This window comes from Mycobacteroides immunogenum (genome assembly GCF_001605725.1).
Taxonomy (GTDB): domain Bacteria; phylum Actinomycetota; class Actinomycetes; order Mycobacteriales; family Mycobacteriaceae; genus Mycobacterium; species Mycobacterium immunogenum.
The window spans coordinates 3,845,026-3,861,059 of sequence record NZ_CP011530.1 but is presented as its reverse complement, the minus strand read 5'-3'; the positions used below and the strand labels follow the sequence as shown (position 1 = coordinate 3,861,059).

The window sequence follows — 16,034 nt, the reverse complement described above, 5'->3', positions numbered from 1 at the left end:
TCATCGCTCAATGGTCGCTGACTTGGACCGTGCATCCCGCGCAGCTAGTGCGGCACCTCGTCGAGCCCGTTTTCCCGCAGTGTCGCGGTCATCGCCTCTACTACCCGTGCTGCTGGCCAGTCGTCCGGCGCGGAAATCAGTGTGCCCCCGGCTAATTTGACGGCGGTCAGTCTGTCAACGAGGTGGGTGATAGACCCGACTTCGGTGCTGATCCATGTGCGGTAGCCGACGCCGATTTTCCAGTTTCCGCGCCGGGCGAGCTGCCGTACAGCCAGGTCGGCGAATTCCGACGTCGCCGGGTTCCACGTCTGGGCGACGGCTGCGCAAACGGCGTCAGCGTCGTTAGTAGTTAGCGCGCCTTGATGCATCTCCCGTAACTGGACAGCCAATCGGCGTGCCGGAAGACGGCGCCCGACCGCCACGCTGCCCGCCGAGATTCGAACGAGTGGGGCGATACGCGGACCAGTACCTGAGATTGAGAAGCTGTACCCGCTCTCGGGTTCAGGTTCTCCGTCGATGCCCCTGACGACATTGGCTAGGACGAAGTCGGTCAGCGAATCGGGAAGCTCTGCCCATTCATCGCCAACCGAAACATTCCATCCGGTCACGGCGTAGTCGGACTGCAGCGAGTTCAACAGCGCGCCGGTGCGGTCCGCGATCCACTCGGGAGCCTCGCCCGAATCCACCCGAATCGCAAGCAACGACGGACGGGCAGCGCCCCACACGGGTCGGTCGACGTCGTTCACAGTGAGCACCTCGCTCATGATTTCGGAGTGTAGATGACGTCGATGTCGTAGATACCGTTCCCGATGAACAGTTCACGCAGTGCGCTGGCGCCGTAGGGGTCCGACACGTGCCATTCCAGCCTCGCGCCCGGTGGTAGAGCGGCTAGCTGGCTGTCGGCCTGCGCGAGTGCCTTTTCAGCTCTGCCTGTCCAGTACGAGTTATCGGGTGCAAACGCCAGCCCGCGCATCCCGTCTTTGGCTTCAAGGAACACCTCTTGCGGACCACGGAAGGTGTGCCCGTCGTAGTCGATCGTTTTCCCGGTGTCTGGGTTCGTGCTCGTGTACTCGGGAATGTGGCCCTCGGGTGTGCGTTCCACACCGCCGATTTGGCCTTGATAGTCCATCCACGGTTTTTCGGGTCCGCGGTTAACGTGGCGCCATCCTGGGTCGGTGTCGCCTTTGGTCCATGTTGATTCAGGGGTGTGGGGTGGCCATCCGCCGGGGTGGTGCGGGTCGCCGGATGTGTAGTGCTGTCCGCCGCTCGGATCGAAAGTGTCCGGCGCGGGCGGGTGGTACTGGGGTGGTGGCGCCGGGTGGTCGGCAGCGGGTGGTGGCGGCGCGGGATGGTCTACAGACGGGGCGGGGTGATCGACGGCTGGCGGCGAGTGGTCGGCCACGGGGCCGGGGTGGGCGGCGCTCGGCGCTTCGACTGTTGCGTGGCCCGGTGTTGGGGGTGCGTCGTGTGGAAGGCCCGGCATGTCGAGAAGTCCGCCGCGGCCTGCGATGGTGGCGTCGCCGAGCAGTCCTCGCGCGCCGGCGGCGGCTTCCCCGGCCAGCGGCCCGGTTACCGCGACGGTACTCGCCTCGGCGAAGCCGGTCCCTATGTTCTTCGGGATGACCTCGGGATGCTGATAGGACGTGACCGCCTGGTCGATCATGTGCTTGGCGTCTTCGGCCATCCCGAGACCTGGGAACAACGTTCTGACGGTCTCGTTCTGCAGGTCCTTGGCGGTACCGATCCACGCGTCTTTGAACTTGTCGACCCCGTTAAGGCCCACCTTGCTTTTGGCGTTGTCGATCATTCCGTCGAAGGCTTCGTTGACCCCTTTGCCGAACTGGCGGGCAACACCGGTGCCGAAACCATCCGGCGGCTTGGGGGTTCCGGGCAGTTTCTGCAATGCACCGACGGTTCCGCTGAAACTGCCCGCCTTACTGGGATCGATCGTGACCTTGTCGCTGGTCGGGGGAGTCTTCGGGTACCACTCTTTGTAGTTGGCCTGAGCGTCGCCGCCGACAGCAGCCGCGGCCTTGGTCGCGCCAGGATCACCGTCATGGTTGGGTGCCGCCGCCACGTTCTGTAGCGCTCCCAGTGCGCCGTTCGGTTTGATGGCTGAGCCCGGTGCCAGCGGCAGCCCCTGGGCAGCAGCGCCGGACGGGTCCGGAAGGCTTTGGGCGGCTTTGACCGCGGCCTCAAGGTCAGTGTTCGCGGCGTCCCCGGCTGCCCGGATCTGCCGCAGCGTGTTGGTCAGGTAGTCCAGCTCGTTTTTGTCGTACTTACCGTTGGGTGGGGTGACTTCACCGGTGTCGTAGTTGATCGTGAATTTGCCGCTGGTGGCATCGTTTTCGATCTTTTTCAGCAGCTGTTGCACGCCCTCGAATTCATCGGCGGCGCGCCGGATCTTGGCTGCCGCGCCCTGCTGTGCTTGGGCGTGCGCGTCGAGGTACTTGCCGTGCGTGTCGATCTCATGGTGAGCAGCGTCCCCGGAGACGCCTTTCCAGCCATCACCCATGATGGGCAGCTGCTCGACGCCGCGTTTCATGTCCCGGTTCGCCCCGGCCATCGCGTCGAGGCCGTCTGCGACATCGCGGAACGCCTGGACCTTGGCGCGCTTGATATCGGCCAGCGACAGCGACATGACGGGTTACGCCTTGGCCTGCGGTCGGCTGCCCAGGATGTTCACGGCGTTCTGTTCTTCCATCCCGGCGAAGGCGTACCCGATCTGATCGAACGCGTCGCGGTAATGGGTGGCCTCGTTCTCGACATGCTTGGAATGGCCCTGCCATCCAGTCGACTCACTACTGAGCGCCGAGGCCGCACCACCAACCCACCCGGACATGGCCGCACTGATCGCCGCGTGTGCCTTGGCGTGGGCGGCGCGGTGCGCGGCCAGCAGCCGATCCATCTCGTCGGCGGAACGGTGCAGCAACTCGGGATTGACTTGTAGATGTCCGGTCATCGCACCCCCAGCGGCCCCTAGCTAAAAGATAGGCAGAACGTTACACCGAGGTCTAGCAACATGCTTGGGTGCCTTGCTGGTCGGTACGTACCGCCGTTCCGTGGTGCCGTGAGGGGAGTCGGGCCGGTAGTGAGCGGTGCGCCGGTTGTTGACGTGGTCAACACTGCCCCGGACAACCGCAGGTGGCGAGAGTCAGCGAAAACGTCCGAGAATCGCCAAAACCCTGGTCGGGGTGCATAACCGCAGGTCACGGGCGGGTTCAATTCCCGGCAGCTCCACAATTAAATACGCCTTGAACAGCAGTAATGCAATCACGCGACGCCATGCAACGCCATATGCAACACCTTTCGGTGATATGGTCCGTTGCATGGCGTCGATTCGTACGCGGTCGCTCAAGTCCGGCGAATGCTGGGACGTGCTCTACCGCATGGGCGGCCGCCAGTTCTCGCTGACTTTTGAGAGCTCAGGGGCCGCCGATGCGTTCCGAACGCTCGTTGACGCCCACGGCGCAGAGCGGGCACTCCAGATGCACAACATTGCGCTACCCGAACCACGCTCAGGCCTGACTGTCGGGAAGTGGGTGACGCATCACATCGAGCACCTGACCGGTGTGGATCAACGGACCGTTCAGGACTACCTCGGGTATCTCAAGAACGACATCGAGCCCGCATTCGGTGCGATGCCTCTAGAGGCACTGTCGCGGGAGGACGTCTCGCTGTGGGTGCAATCGTTGGGAGATAAGCACGCCGCCAAGACCGTCGCCAATAAGCACGGCTTCCTCTCGGCCGCGCTGGCGACGGCGGTGGCTGCGGGGAAGATCGCCAGCAATCCGGCCGACCGGACCCGCCTGCCGCGCGGCATTGGTCACGAAATGGTCTTCCTCACCAAGAGCGAATTCGCCCATCTCAACGAGCAGGTCACCGAGCCATGGCGCCCACTGCCCGAGTTCCTGGTCACCTCCGGAGCCCGTTGGGGTGAGGTAAGTGCCCTCAAGCCCTCGGACGTGGACCGCGACGCTGGAACCGTCCGCATCACGCGGGCGTGGAGGCGCGACAACCACGGATACCGCATCGGACCACCGAAGACGAAGCGGTCGGTCCGCACGATCAACGTTCCCGGGTCGGTGCTTGAGAAACTCGACTACTCAGGGGAGTGGCTGTTCACCAACCCCGGGCGAGGTCGACGTGCCGAGGGTGGCCCGGTGCGTGCTGTGAACTTCCGCGCAAACGTCTGGACGCCGGCCGTCGAGCGAGCTGAGCTTGACCCGCGGCCAAGGATTCACGATATGCGGCACACCTGCGCGTCGTGGCTCATCGCGGCCGGCGTTCCGCTGCCGGTCATCCAGCGGCACCTCGGGCATGAGTCCATCACCACAACGGTCAATACGTATGGGCACCTTGATCGGTCCTCGATGCGGGCTGCGGCCGAGGTGATGGAGAGGGCGCTGGCTTAACTGACCTTCGCGGGTAATCGGCACCACAAGAGGCGCGTCGTAGGGCAGACTTGCCCGGTGCCGAACATCGATGTGAATGGGCAGTCCATCCACTACACCGACAACGGGGCAGATGGCCCCGTGATCCTGGCGACGCATGCGACGCTGATGGATGTCGTTTCGTTGGACAAGCTGACGAAGCGCTTGCCAGGCAGAGTGATCGCGTTCGATCTGCGCGGCCACGGTCAAACCGTCTACGACCGGCAGCCCTATGACTACCTTGACGTGGCGCAAGACGCCCTCGGCTTGATGGATCAGCTTGGCGTTGAACACTTCACGTTCCTAGGCGAGGGCCAGGGCGCCGTGGTTGCCCTGCGTACCGCGCTCGCTGCGCCGGAGCGTGTCGACCGACTGATCCTGATCGGACCGACCGCAGATGCCGCTTCCGACAGCGAGAATGCCGCACTGGATGCGTCCATGGACGTTTGGTGCACACTAGGTCCGGACCCGGAGGTCTATCACCTCGTCGCGCAGTATGCGACCGGTGGCAGCCCGGAGGACGCCGCCGATCTGCTGCGGCGGTGGCAGTCGTCCGCGTGGCGTGACTATCGCCCTGCCGCGACCGCCCTCGCAACCCGCCCCAGATTCGTAGATCAACTGCACGAAATCACCTGCCCGACTCTCATCGTTCATGGCACCGGCGACTTCTACGTGTCCATCGATTTCGGGCGGGAGGTTTCCGAAAATTTAGGTGGACCAACGGAATTCGTGGAGCTGCCCACTGAGCGTCAGGCGATCACCGTCGCGTTTGATCCGCGTGTAGGCGACGCTGTGCTCAGCTGGCTTGGCGATCGATAACTGCCCCGAACAGTAGAACGCCATCATGCATCGATGAGCGCCACGCCCTCATATCGACCGTCACGATATCTTCGGTGTCGAGGTCGCGCAGAACCCACGGTCGCGTCGCGGGGTCGATCGGTATTATCTGCGAATCCCATTGCCGCTTAAATACTTTGATCGGCATGAGGCTACGCACAACCGACTGTAACCCAAGGTCGCTCGGTGCTGCGGCCAGTCCGAAACGCAACAGGCCGACGCACCATTCCGAGGTCTCGTCCCAGTTCTGGATTACATCGAGCGCCTTGGTTGAGTGGTAATGCCAGTGCACCAGGTTGGGCGTGATCCACACACCCTTGAACAGGCGCATGAATTCATCATTTGCTTCCTCGACCGTCCACCCCGCGCTCATCCATGCCGCGGGATGCGGGTTGACTGCCTGTATGTACCTGCGGATATCCGGCATTGGCATTGCGGTCTCCGTAGCCATCTTGCCCCCGAGTGCATGTAAGTAGTGCGATTCCCATGACGATAACCCCAGCGCGCGCGAAATGGCGGCGAGTGCTGTTGCTGGCGGTACGTGACTGTTGGACTCGACCTGCCGCACCCAAGATGCCGAGTAGCCGGTCAGGTCCGCGAGCTCCCGCTGGCTTGTACCACGTCGACCGCGCGCAGCACGCAAGAATGACCCAAGATCATTGCCTGCGAACATACAACAAACGTAAACACTCAAGAGCTTGACCGATACCTCAGCCTGATGATTGGCTGTAAATCCGAATCTCGCACGACTCAGGGGGGAACCGAGAGATGTTGAGCACCTGAATAATTGGCTTGCTGAGCGAGCCCACACCCTCCGGTTTCCGGTGATTCGTTAGAACCTCTCCCATCCGCTCCGTTCAGGAGGTATGTCAATGCACGCTGCCCTCATCACGTTCACCGTGGCGACCATCTGCTGGTCGCTATGGATACGGAGGGTGACATGGACCCGGCGAATGGAAGTTGCTGCCACCCTCAACATTGCCCTACAGGCCGCAGCACTATTCCTGATGTCTCCGCTGGCCTCAAGTACTATCGGCCTCGCCCCACACGCGCTCACCGGCTGCTGGAATCTTGAGGATTTGTTAGCGCATGACCTCTATATCGTGGCCGCCTCGGCCATCGTGTACCACATGCTCCTGCGGCTAGATCGGCAGCAGTTAACGCGCCGATTCCGGTTGCACATCGAATTACCTGCGACGATAAGCCTTCCGATCATGTTGGCGCTATTCACATTCGGGCCAGGTGCGCAGGAATACCGTGCCGACTTTTTTCGCGCCCCGACTGACTGGTGGCTCAATGCCTACTGGTGGGTGATATGCGGCACCTTGATTTACCTGCTGGGGTACAGCGTGCTCGCCCTCATACCGATGTGGCACGAGCCATCAATCCGCGGACTATCTGCGGCGTACATGCTGGCGGCTGGCGCGGGGATCGTTGCCTGCCTCGCCCGGATTGCGACGACCCTGCTACCAGCGGCAATGCAGGACACCTCGGGAGCGTCGCTTGCCGTATGGGTGCCGGCCTGCCTGTGCGGGGCTGGATATGCGGCGATCTTGGCCCAGTCTTGGCTAACGAAGAATCGGGTTACGGGGCGTCAGTCGCAGGGTCGTATACGTCCCGATGGACAGGAGTTTTCCGGGGCCGCGTCTTAGTCGTGGTGCGGCCCTGCGCTTTTGGGGCACTCTCGGTACCCCCAGTGAATCCGGGGAAGCCTGGCTGTGGTCCGATGATCCCGAATTCAACCTGCAGGTTGATGAAGCCGTCGTCTCCGAGCTTGTAGTAAGCGGCGATCTGCCGCAACTCCTCTGCGTTCGGAAAGTCTTCGGCGTCTCTGCGGCCCGTTGTCCGGTTGTCTCCGCGATATTGAAATGGGCTGAGTCCTGCGGCTTCGTGCACTTCGGTGACACGAACGTCAGCGCCGACGATCTCGGCTTGCAAGAACGTCTTGAGGTCGCGCCCTCTGCGATCGGTTCTCGGCACGCCCGAATGCTATCCCGGATTTCCGGAACTCGTCAATCGAGCTGACGTGCTGAAATGCGGCAAACGGCGCTCTCCAAATCGTGACTTTCCGCAAAATAGTGCTGGAATTCCGTAACGCGATGCTAGTCTTCCAGCTGTGAGTTACGGACTGGAGTGGCTCCCCCAGGGAGTCCAAAACACATTGGCCGTCAACGGAATTGAGACGGCCGCCCAACTGTCCCGAGCCATCAAAGTCAGCAACTCGGTTGTTTACGACGCGTTCGACAAAGACTGGAAGGGGCGGGCCACGCCCACCCTGATTGACGCGATGTGCCGGACGTTCGGCGTCCCGATGCATCAGCTTGTCGTGGAGCCGATGACCAAGGTCAAGAGAATCCCCGCCGTCACTAGCGGCCGGAAGCGCCGGGCTACCGCATGAACGTCGAGACATTCTCACTGGCCGAAGTCGCAGCCGCAGCGCTCCCCAAGCACTGGAAGCACCCCGAGCGGTGGCTCCGTGAGCGGCTGAACCGTGGTGAACTTGTCGGCTACCGTGTCGGACGCGAATGGCGGCTCACTCGCGACCAGCTCGACGCGTTGATCGCGAAGTGCACCAACGTGGCCGCACCCATCGCTGACCCCGCACCGGCCGCTGATCCTGCACCTGCGCCGGTGGCGGATCCGTCAGCACTCGGTCTGTCTGCGCGGTCCCGTCGAAAGCTGATCAGCGCATGAGCGGGAGCCTGGCGGTATCGGTCGCCCCATTCGATGCCCTACGCCACGTCACCCCAAACGGCCGCGAGTACTGGTCGGCGCGCGATCTGATGGCGCCATTTGGATACGGTGCGGACTGGCGCAACTTCGTTGCCGCGATCAGCCGCGCAAAGATGTCCTGCAATAACTCGGGCACAGACCCGGTGGTGAATTTCGTTGGCGCCACCAAAATCACTGGTACAAAGCCTGCCGAGGACTATCACCTGTCGCGATACGCCTGCTATCTCGTAGCGCTCAATGGCGACCCACGCAAGCCTGAGATTGCCGCCGCACAGACCTATTTCGTCATCAAGACGCGAGAGGCCGAGACCGCAACCGCTGCTCCTGCGCTCTCGGGCCCCGACTTGCTCGCGGCCGCCGTGCTCGAAGCTCAGCGGATGATCGAGGCCAAGGATGCCCTGATCGCCGAGCTGGAGCCGAAGGCCGACCTTGCGGACACCTACCTCACCGCCCAGGGTGGGGCTCGGCTGATCCGAGAAGCGGCCAAGCTGCTCGGTATGCGCGAGCGTGAGTTGCGCCAGTGGCTCGTCGACGAACGGCTGCTCTTCGCCAAGCATGCCCCGTGCGGGGCCATGCAGTACGACCACTACGCACAGTTCGCTCACTATTTCCAAGCGCACGAGCACGTCGTGGCTCATTCATGGGGCAGTTGTGCCCACTACACCCTGCGCATCTTGCCCCGTGGAATGGAACTCATCACCAAACGCCTGGGCGGCAAGCCCAAGTAATCGCAAGTCTCACAACTGAATAAGTAAAGACGCTGGCGGTCACGTCGCCAAACAGAAACCGCCAGCGTCCCCTACCAACCAATCCCACTGAGAGGACTTGGCATGACCCAACATATCCCGAGCAGGCCACGCGTGCGCCGACGGCGCCGCGTAAGCGGCTACGACAAGATCACCGTGGCCCTGGCTGCTATCGCAGCGCTCGCGGCGATGCTGCTGGCCTCACCACCCTCGCACGCCGACCCGGTGACTGATGACTTCGTGGCCACCAGCGGTTGGCGGGTGTGCAACGAGCTGGACGCGCAGCCCACTTTCGGGGGTATCCGGTACTCATACCGGGCGCTCTTGGCACGCGGCTACAGCCTCGATCAGTCCTCGCAGATCATCGTGGGCTCGGTGTCAGTGTGGTGCAAACGCCATGCGCCACTGCTCAAGTCATACATCGACACCTACACCTCGACGCCGCAGCAGAGCGGAGGTCGGGCGGCATGACCATCACATTCGACCCCGCGCTGGCATTCGCCGACGCCATGGCCGCGTTCGACGAGGCCGAGCGCGCATGCTCCCCGAGCGTCGTCGACATCGTGCTGGATCTGGAAATCGCCGACCTGTTTGAGGCCTTGGCCGACAAGGGGATTGCCGTTTTGGTCGCCGATCAGAAGGCCTGGCGTGAGTCAGTCAAGGTATCGGGGACGGACCCGCGATGTGCCTGGAGTGCCGACGGTGGCGCCGAGGTTGCGCTCGTCGGGTTCTTCACTGATCGCGAGAACCGTGATGAGGCCAGCGCCGCACTCAAGGCGGGTGCGCGATGACCACCCTCCAGTACACCGAGCAGCTGGTGGTCGAGTACTGCTGCGCCTGCAGCATGGCGTTTGCGGTGCCGGCAGATTTTCAGCGGCGCCGCATGGAAGACCACAAGAGCTACCACTGCCCGGCCGGCCATGGTCAGCACTACTACGGCAAGACCGAGGCCGAGAAGCAGCGGGAGCGCGCCGAGCGGCTCCAGCGGCAGGTGGAGGCCCGCGAGGCTGACATCCGTTTCGAGCAGCGGCGTCTGGAGTCCGAGCGGCGCGCGCACGCCGCCACCAAGGGCACGCTGACCAAGACCAAGAAGCGTATCGCCAACGGTGTATGCCCTTGCTGCAACCGCTCATTCGCCAACGTAGCGCGCCACGTGGCGGGCCAGCATCCCGACTATCAACCGGGGGGCAACGCGTGACCGCCATGACCATCGACGTAGACGAGAGCTACGAGACGAACATGCGCGTTCTCAAGGGCATGCTGTACCGCCTTGCCGAGGCCGTCCGCGAGATGGACCCCCGCCAGGTGCACCGAGAGCTGGTCTCGATGTGGTTGCGCCATCCGGTCAAGGCTGCGCAGCTGATGATGGCGCTGGCCATCGGATTCGATCCGGACACCGTGACAACCAAGGTGCTGGACGAGCGCGCCGAGGAAATCGCGGGGGTGGCCGCGTGATCGAGCCCGGATCGGCCGAGTGGCTGAAGGCCATCACCCCATCGAAAGTACCTTCGATCCTTGGCATTTCACGCTGGAAATCGCAGTACACCTTGTGGCATGAAATGGCCGGAATCATTGAGCCCGCACCGATCTCCGAGGCTCGGCAGGATGACTTCGACTACGGGCACGCGTGCGAGCTGGCGGCGCGCGAGTACTGGAAATTCAAGAATCCGGGCTGGCGGATCTCGCAGGGGGAGGTGCAGTGCAGCAACGATGATCTACCGTTTGCGAACCTGGCGACGATCGACTTGCGCGGTTCTCGGGGCAGCTTGCGCCGCGTTGTCGAGGTCAAGACCGCCAGGGATCTAAGCGAATTCGGCGACGACGGTAGCGGCGAGCTGCCCCGCGACTACGCCGCCCAGATTCTGGCGCAGATGTTGATCACCGGGTGGCATGAGACCGCCGACCTGGTGTGTTGGGCGCAGTACGGCAAACCGCGCATCTACCACGTGCAATGGGACGCCCAAGTTGCCGGTGTCATCGCCGAGCGCTGCCTGCAGTGGGAGCGCTCAATCGTCAGCGGTTCCCGGCCGGCACTGGATAACACGATCTCGACCTACGAGACCGTCAAGGCGCTGCACCCGGATATCGACGGCAGCACAGTCGAACTGGCGCCCGAACTTGCCCGCCAGGTGCTCGATTGGTCCAAAGAGCTCAAGGCTACCGAGAAGACCGTGCTTGGCCTCAAAACGCAGGTGCTCGACGCGATGGGCAATGCGCAGACGGCCGTGGTCGGGGACATCAAGGTCGCCGATCGGCGACCCCATGGCCGCGGCGGTGTGGCGTTGGCGCTTGCGCATAAGAACTACGACCAGCTCATGGCCACACACCCGTATCCAGAGCTCGCATCCACAACAGAAAGGCAACCCGCATGACCACCGAAATCGCCACCACAGACACAGGGGCTGATGTCGTTTCGGCCACCGAGACCGCGCTCGTTATCGCCGACAACCAGATTGAGTTCACGCCGGCTCAGATCGCGGCGCTCAAGCAGCTCGGCGTCGATGATGCCCCGCGCGGGGATCTGGACGTGTTCTTTCACACCGCCAAGCGCACCGGCCTGGACCCCTTTAGCAAGCAGATCTACATGATCGGCCGCAACACCAAGGTCGGCGGTTACCGGGGCGAACCGGAGCGCTGGGAGACCAAGTACACGATCCAAACCGGCATCGAGGGATACCGCGTGGTCGGTCACCGCATCGCGCGCCGCGAGGCCATCGCCCGCCCCTTGGCCCGCCGCCTGTTCTGCGGACGTGACGGCATCTGGCGCGACGTTCTGATCGAGGACGGACCCCCGGTGGCCGCCAAGGCAGAAATCACCTGCGATGGCGTGCTCGTCGGGGAGGCGGTCGTCAAGTTCATCGAGTACGCGCAGACCACGCGGGCAGGCGAGCTGGCGGGCCAGTGGCGCGACAAGCCGACCGTGATGATCGGCAAGTGCGCCGAGGCCGCAGCGTGGCGCGCCGCCTTCCCGCAGGACTTCGCAGGCGTCTACGAGGCCGCCGAGTTCGACCGCCATCAAGTCATCGATGGCGAAGTTGAACCCGTCCGCGTCCGTGCCGAGCGTGCCGACCGTGGCGTCCAGGGTGTCGCCGCCGCACTCGGCATCAAGACCGAGACAGTCGACGCCGACACAGCTGCGCCCACCGAACCCACGCCCGAGGCGCCGGCCGTCGAGATGATCACTCCGGCCCAATCCAAAAAGCTGTACGCCCTACTGCGCGAGAACGGCCTCGAAGACAAAGAGGCCGCCCTGGATTGGATCTCGGCGGCGCTACAGCGTCCAGCCGACAACCCGGTTACCAGCACCAAGCACCTCACCAAAGACGATGCGTCGAAACTGATCGCCGCCCTCGAAAACCGTCCCGACGAAATACCCACCACAACAGAAGGGAATGAATAACCATGTCCGAGAACGAAACCGAGAAGGCCGAGGAAGGCACCGAGCTAGCGCCGGGCGACATCACCGAGTTCATCGTCGTCTTCACTCAACTCAACAAGGGCCGCACGCAGGTCGAAGCGACCAAGGCTCTGCATGAGGTCGTTGAGGCTGCGCTGGCCACCGGCAAGAAGAACGGCAGCCTGACGATCAAGATCAAGGTTGAGCCACTGGAATCCGGCGCGGTAAGTCTGATTCCGGATGTCGTGAGCAGCCCCGCCAAGGATCCGGCCGGAACGATCTTCTTCGCCGACGGCGAAGGCAGCCTGTCCCGCGATAACGCCGCCATGTACCACGGCCTCAAGTAACCCACCACCATTGAAGGAGTAATACCCATGTCCGACAACGCTATTGCACTGCCAAAGCACGACACCGATCTGATCGACGAACCCGATGCCGACACCGCGCTGTACCTCGTCACCGCCAACGGCGAGTCTGGCCTCCAGGCCGAGGTTGTCGACATCCGCGGCAAGGTGCCTGCCGCCTTCCCGCCGCGCGCACCCGAGCGCCGCACCGTCACCGACACCGCCTCATTCCTGGCCGAGGTCGGCCGTCGCCCGCTGCTCCAAGGGCTCTCGACCGTCTGGGGCAACCGCGACAAGGGCCAAGTCAGCGTCATCTACAACGAGCTGCCCGCCGACGCGACCGCCGATTACACCCGCCGCAGCGATGCGCTCACCTTGCAGTTCGTCGCCGACCCCGACTGGGCCACCCTGTTCAACGCCGCCGACGGCAGGTTCCACAGCCAGCTGGAGTTCGGCGATCTGATCGAGCAGGCCGGGCATCTGATCACCAGCCATCCGGCCGCCGATGTCATGGAGATCGTCGACAGTATCCGGGCATCGAGTAAGGGGTCGTTTCAGTCTCAGATCAAGCGCGACACCGGAAGCGTGAACCTGACCTACAGCGAGGAAGTATCGGCCAAGGCGGGCACCGCGACGCGGCAACTGGAGGTGCCGCGCGAAATCACGCTGGCAGCGCGGCCCTTCGAGGACTATCCGCTCATTGAGATCAGGTGCTGGCTGCGGATCAACGTCTCGCAGGGACAGCTGGGCCTCGGACTATTCCCGCAGCCATACCAGCACCTGGTGCGCGACGCCTGGACGCACAAGACCGGCGAGCTGGCCGAGGCCCTCAAGGTGCCGGTGTACGCCGCGAACCTGGGCAAGTAGAGGAGACCTGATGTCCCGCAACCTCATCGTCGTAGACCTGGCGTGCGGATTCTGCGCCAGTCCCACCAAGGGCGGGAATAGGTTCTGCAGCAAGGCCTGCGCGGCACGGCACATGACCAAGGTAAGGAGGGCTGATCCTGACACACTGCGCCGTGTCGCGGCTGACCGCCGCAGCTATAGCGGTGCGGACAATCCAAACTATCGCGGTGGCAAGAGTTCTCACCCGCTGTACTACACCTATCGCGACATGGTCGCCAGGTGCACGCGGCCCACACATCACCGTTGGGCCAGCTATGGCGGGCGGGGCATCACCGTCTGCGACAGATGGCGCAGCGACTTCTGGACTTTCGTGCACGACATGGGCGAACGGCCACCCGGCCTCTCGCTCGACCGGATTAATAACGACGGACCGTACTCGCCAGATAACTGCCGGTGGGCCACGAATTCGCAGCAATCCAAGAATCGCCGAGCCAGCGCGTACGCCGGTAACCGCAACCGCGCCAAGGCTGGGAGCTTGGCATGAGTCGTCAGCTTGTGGTGTGCGACATCGAAACCACCGGCCTCGGTCCGCAGTGCGCGCCGATTGAGGTTGCGGCCATCAACGTCGACACCGGCCAAACACTGGCATTCGTCCCGTACATAGACTTCAAGGACTACGCCGTCGCGATCGAACCCGGAGCATTCAAGACAAACCGATACTTCGAACGCGGCGTATACGAGGCGATGCTCACCCCCGAGGAGACCGGCAAGCATTGGGGGCAATTCGAGGACATGCTGCGCGGCAACACATTCGCAGGCTGCAACCCGGCCTTCGACGCCCGAGTCGCCGCCAGGGCATGCGCACCGTCATGGCACTACCGGCTCGCCGACCTGGCCGCCTACGCGGCCCCGGCGCTCGGGCGTGACCCGTCCGGGTTGCCGGGACTGGCCGACGTACTTACCGCGCTCAACGTCGAGAACCGTTGCCCGCATTCGGCGCTCGGTGACGCCGAGGCCACAGCCAAGGCGTTCGTGAAGCTGCGCGACTTCTACGCGGATATGACCCTATGAGCGCCCCGACAATCGCCCGCTACATCGACGCCACCCCCGTGCGCCAGCACCTGGAGAAGCTGCTGGCGATCGGCTGGACCATCAACGCCGTCGCGGACGCCAACGGCAGCCCTGGAAGGTTGAATGCTTCGTTGCGCCGGATCCTTCGCGGTCAACAGCGCACATGCGCCCCGCTCACACGCGACCTCGTGATGTGGATGGACCCGGAGTTGCCGCCGGAGACCGGAAAGCCGTTCGCACGCAAATGGTCCGAGTACCAGTTCATCGGCGTACCCGACCACGAGGCCGCCCGCCGCATGGGCATCACCTACGTGTCCATGGTCGAGATGTTGACTCGCAACGGATTCGGCCGTTCAGAACTCCTGATCGAGTTGGCCCGCGAGGAACGCGAGAAAGCGAAGACCGCCGCGTGACACTGACCGATGATCAGCGCTGGCTGTTGCGGATGGTGGGCGGGTGGGCCATGCGGGACTGTCTCATCGGCCCCGAGGGCGTCGCGCATCTGATGCAGTCCTGCTACGGCGGCACCCGTGGCCTAAGCGATGAATACCCTCCTCACCTCAAGGGATTTGAGTGCGGACACGGCAAAATCGTGTCCAGGGGCATCCCCGTCGTCACCGTGACCACCGCCCAGCTGAACAAGTACGCGCGTTCCCTGCCGGCCGATCTGATCGCCGAGATGCGCGAGTGCGCCACCGCCGCTCAGCGCAATAACTTACTTCGTCACCAGTTCTGCCACTGCGGGAGCGACCCGTGCGGGTACGCCTACATGGGCGATCGCATCTGCCCGCCGACCGAGCAACAAGAGCTCGACGCCCGCACCGAGTACTGGCGCTGCAACGACTGGACCGAGGATCTGCTCGACCGCGCCTTCGGGTTCACCACCGAAGTTGAGCCGGTCGGACAGCTGGAGTTGTTCGAGGTGCCCGCATGAAGCATGCGTTCTGCGACCGATGCGTGCGCTACTGCGTCGTGCGCAATCATCGGGACTGCATGTGCCACGACTGCGAGTGCGGCATGAATTCCATAGCGGCAATGCTCAATCCGCGTTGGGCACGCCCGATGACGAGCGCCGAGGTCCGACTCGCATATGCCTGGCTGATGATCGAGAAGGGCGCAGCATGAGCATGCCCGCGCCGGTCGAGACTCCCGAGCCGATCTACCGCTACTACGCACCACAGCGCGAGAAGTGCCACGGCGGCTGTGGGATTCAGATTCAGCCAGGCGACCTCGTTACCCGACGAGGCGCTGAATTCCGTTGCAACACATGTGCAGAAAGGTGGAGGAAATGATGGGTGACGACCAAGACGACGAGTTCGTGCTGTGCCGATGCTTCGGTGAGCTCACCCCGGCCGACAAGGCGCGGCGCCTCGGCTGCGACCAGCGCGGCGGATGCCCCGAGCTGCGCGACGCGATGGAGTTCTGATGAATTGGCCCGCATTCGCCCTCACGCTCACCGTGATCGCCACATGGCTGTCCTGGCATGCGTTCGTACAAGCACTTCGATACAGCTGGGCTGAGATCGTCTGGCTCGTCACTACCCATGCGCTCGTGCTTGTGGATGCCGCGCTAGTGGGGCTGGTCATTCAATGACCCGCACCCGTGAGAGCTCAGCCGCCTACCGCGA

26 protein-coding genes are annotated in these 16,034 nt (G+C 63.4%); 21 read left to right on the top strand and 5 right to left on the bottom strand.

What is annotated here, in order from left to right; genetic code table 11:
• Positions 1 to 44 precede the first annotated feature (44 nt).
• Genes ABG82_RS19205 through ABG82_RS19195 form a run of 3 tightly spaced genes read right to left on the bottom strand, consistent with a single transcriptional unit; the run spans position 45 to position 2,962 of the window.
• Positions 45 to 764, bottom strand: a complete 720-nt coding sequence (locus ABG82_RS19205; protein WP_043077778.1) for a hypothetical protein — start codon at positions 762 to 764, stop codon at positions 45 to 47.
• The gene (locus ABG82_RS19200) at positions 761 to 2,641 is read right to left on the bottom strand and encodes a Tox-REase-5 domain-containing protein (protein WP_052510997.1); all 1,881 of its coding nucleotides are present in this window, start codon (positions 2,639 to 2,641) and stop codon (positions 761 to 763) included. The genes ABG82_RS19205 and ABG82_RS19200 overlap by 4 nt, the downstream gene beginning before the upstream one ends.
• 6 nt (positions 2,642 to 2,647) lie before the next feature.
• Entirely contained in the window at positions 2,648 to 2,962 is a 315-nt protein-coding gene (locus ABG82_RS19195; protein WP_043077779.1) for a WXG100 family type VII secretion target, read from the bottom strand.
• 367 nt (positions 2,963 to 3,329) lie between these two features.
• Here ABG82_RS19195 and ABG82_RS19190 point away from each other — a divergent pair, with 367 nt between their 5' ends.
• Both ABG82_RS19190 and ABG82_RS19185 read left to right on the top strand, forming a co-directional pair.
• Complete coding sequence (locus ABG82_RS19190; RefSeq protein WP_043077780.1) at positions 3,330 to 4,415, top strand: tyrosine-type recombinase/integrase; 1,086 nt, start codon at positions 3,330 to 3,332, stop codon at positions 4,413 to 4,415.
• Positions 4,416 to 4,472: 57 nt separating this feature from the next.
• A complete protein-coding gene (locus tag ABG82_RS19185; protein WP_043077781.1) occupies positions 4,473 to 5,252 on the top strand; it encodes an alpha/beta fold hydrolase in 780 nt (259 codons plus the stop codon).
• Here the strand turns inward: ABG82_RS19185 and ABG82_RS19180 are convergent.
• Complete coding sequence (locus tag ABG82_RS19180) at positions 5,230 to 5,943, bottom strand: helix-turn-helix domain-containing protein (protein WP_043077782.1); 714 nt, start codon at positions 5,941 to 5,943, stop codon at positions 5,230 to 5,232. The two genes, ABG82_RS19185 and ABG82_RS19180, sit on opposite strands and share 23 nt — an antisense overlap.
• 199 nt (positions 5,944 to 6,142) lie before the next feature.
• On the opposite strand from ABG82_RS19180, the gene ABG82_RS29015 reads away from it, so the two are divergent.
• Positions 6,143 to 6,922, top strand: coding sequence for a hypothetical protein (locus ABG82_RS29015; protein WP_062826724.1), 780 nt, complete (start codon positions 6,143 to 6,145; stop codon positions 6,920 to 6,922).
• On the opposite strand, the gene ABG82_RS19170 is transcribed toward ABG82_RS29015, so the two are convergent.
• Positions 6,855 to 7,250: a hypothetical protein gene (locus ABG82_RS19170; RefSeq protein WP_054431162.1), complete on the bottom strand. Its 396-nt coding sequence runs from the start codon at positions 7,248 to 7,250 to the stop codon at positions 6,855 to 6,857. The two genes, ABG82_RS29015 and ABG82_RS19170, sit on opposite strands and share 68 nt — an antisense overlap.
• Before the next feature lie 136 nt (positions 7,251 to 7,386).
• Here ABG82_RS19170 and ABG82_RS19165 point away from each other — a divergent pair, with 136 nt between their 5' ends.
• The 18 genes from ABG82_RS19165 (at position 7,387) to ABG82_RS28315 (ending at position 16,000) form a co-directional block, all read left to right on the top strand.
• Positions 7,387 to 7,668, top strand: coding sequence for a Cro/Cl family transcriptional regulator (locus tag ABG82_RS19165; RefSeq protein ID WP_043077784.1), 282 nt, complete (start codon positions 7,387 to 7,389; stop codon positions 7,666 to 7,668).
• Positions 7,665 to 7,964: a MerR family transcriptional regulator gene (locus ABG82_RS19160; protein ID WP_043077785.1), complete on the top strand. Its 300-nt coding sequence runs from the start codon at positions 7,665 to 7,667 to the stop codon at positions 7,962 to 7,964. Before ABG82_RS19165 ends, ABG82_RS19160 begins: the two co-directional genes overlap by 4 nt.
• Positions 7,961 to 8,731, top strand: a complete 771-nt coding sequence (locus ABG82_RS19155) for a phage antirepressor KilAC domain-containing protein (protein ID WP_043077786.1) — start codon at positions 7,961 to 7,963, stop codon at positions 8,729 to 8,731. The genes ABG82_RS19160 and ABG82_RS19155 overlap by 4 nt, the downstream gene beginning before the upstream one ends.
• Positions 8,732 to 8,833: 102 nt before the next feature.
• Positions 8,834 to 9,220: a DUF732 domain-containing protein gene (locus tag ABG82_RS19150; protein ID WP_043077787.1), complete on the top strand. Its 387-nt coding sequence runs from the start codon at positions 8,834 to 8,836 to the stop codon at positions 9,218 to 9,220.
• The gene (locus ABG82_RS19145) at positions 9,217 to 9,540 is read left to right on the top strand and encodes a hypothetical protein (RefSeq protein ID WP_043077788.1); all 324 of its coding nucleotides are present in this window, start codon (positions 9,217 to 9,219) and stop codon (positions 9,538 to 9,540) included. The genes ABG82_RS19150 and ABG82_RS19145 overlap by 4 nt, the downstream gene beginning before the upstream one ends.
• Positions 9,537 to 9,947, top strand: a complete 411-nt coding sequence (locus ABG82_RS19140; protein ID WP_043077789.1) for a hypothetical protein — start codon at positions 9,537 to 9,539, stop codon at positions 9,945 to 9,947. The genes ABG82_RS19145 and ABG82_RS19140 overlap by 4 nt, the downstream gene beginning before the upstream one ends.
• A 5-nt stretch (positions 9,948 to 9,952) precedes the next feature.
• Positions 9,953 to 10,204: a hypothetical protein gene (locus ABG82_RS19135; protein ID WP_234708026.1), complete on the top strand. Its 252-nt coding sequence runs from the start codon at positions 9,953 to 9,955 to the stop codon at positions 10,202 to 10,204.
• Positions 10,201 to 11,121 (top strand): YqaJ viral recombinase family protein, encoded by a 921-nt coding sequence (locus ABG82_RS19130; protein WP_043077791.1) that lies wholly within the window; start codon positions 10,201 to 10,203, stop codon positions 11,119 to 11,121. The genes ABG82_RS19135 and ABG82_RS19130 overlap by 4 nt, the downstream gene beginning before the upstream one ends.
• Positions 11,118 to 12,149: a recombinase RecT gene (locus ABG82_RS19125; RefSeq protein WP_052510998.1), complete on the top strand. Its 1,032-nt coding sequence runs from the start codon at positions 11,118 to 11,120 to the stop codon at positions 12,147 to 12,149. The genes ABG82_RS19130 and ABG82_RS19125 overlap by 4 nt, the downstream gene beginning before the upstream one ends.
• Before the next feature lie 2 nt (positions 12,150 to 12,151).
• Complete coding sequence (locus ABG82_RS19120; RefSeq protein ID WP_043077792.1) at positions 12,152 to 12,493, top strand: hypothetical protein; 342 nt, start codon at positions 12,152 to 12,154, stop codon at positions 12,491 to 12,493.
• Positions 12,494 to 12,520: 27 nt separating this feature from the next.
• The gene (locus ABG82_RS19115; RefSeq protein ID WP_043077793.1) at positions 12,521 to 13,357 is read left to right on the top strand and encodes a DUF2303 family protein; all 837 of its coding nucleotides are present in this window, start codon (positions 12,521 to 12,523) and stop codon (positions 13,355 to 13,357) included.
• Positions 13,358 to 13,367: 10 nt separating this feature from the next.
• Positions 13,368 to 13,880: a hypothetical protein gene (locus tag ABG82_RS19110; protein ID WP_052510999.1), complete on the top strand. Its 513-nt coding sequence runs from the start codon at positions 13,368 to 13,370 to the stop codon at positions 13,878 to 13,880.
• A complete protein-coding gene (locus ABG82_RS19105; protein ID WP_043077794.1) occupies positions 13,877 to 14,407 on the top strand; it encodes a 3'-5' exonuclease in 531 nt (176 codons plus the stop codon). The genes ABG82_RS19110 and ABG82_RS19105 overlap by 4 nt, the downstream gene beginning before the upstream one ends.
• Positions 14,404 to 14,820: a hypothetical protein gene (locus tag ABG82_RS19100; protein WP_043077795.1), complete on the top strand. Its 417-nt coding sequence runs from the start codon at positions 14,404 to 14,406 to the stop codon at positions 14,818 to 14,820. The genes ABG82_RS19105 and ABG82_RS19100 overlap by 4 nt, the downstream gene beginning before the upstream one ends.
• Complete coding sequence (locus ABG82_RS19095) at positions 14,817 to 15,341, top strand: hypothetical protein (RefSeq protein WP_043077796.1); 525 nt, start codon at positions 14,817 to 14,819, stop codon at positions 15,339 to 15,341. Before ABG82_RS19100 ends, ABG82_RS19095 begins: the two co-directional genes overlap by 4 nt.
• Complete coding sequence (locus tag ABG82_RS27830; RefSeq protein WP_078343308.1) at positions 15,338 to 15,532, top strand: hypothetical protein; 195 nt, start codon at positions 15,338 to 15,340, stop codon at positions 15,530 to 15,532. Before ABG82_RS19095 ends, ABG82_RS27830 begins: the two co-directional genes overlap by 4 nt.
• A 163-nt stretch (positions 15,533 to 15,695) precedes the next feature.
• Positions 15,696 to 15,833 carry a hypothetical protein gene (locus ABG82_RS28320; RefSeq protein ID WP_155772774.1) on the top strand — a complete coding sequence of 46 codons (138 nt, stop codon included), beginning with the start codon at positions 15,696 to 15,698 and terminating at the stop codon, positions 15,831 to 15,833.
• The gene (locus ABG82_RS28315; protein ID WP_155772773.1) at positions 15,833 to 16,000 is read left to right on the top strand and encodes a hypothetical protein; all 168 of its coding nucleotides are present in this window, start codon (positions 15,833 to 15,835) and stop codon (positions 15,998 to 16,000) included. Before ABG82_RS28320 ends, ABG82_RS28315 begins: the two co-directional genes overlap by 1 nt.
• Positions 16,001 to 16,034 lie beyond the last annotated feature (34 nt).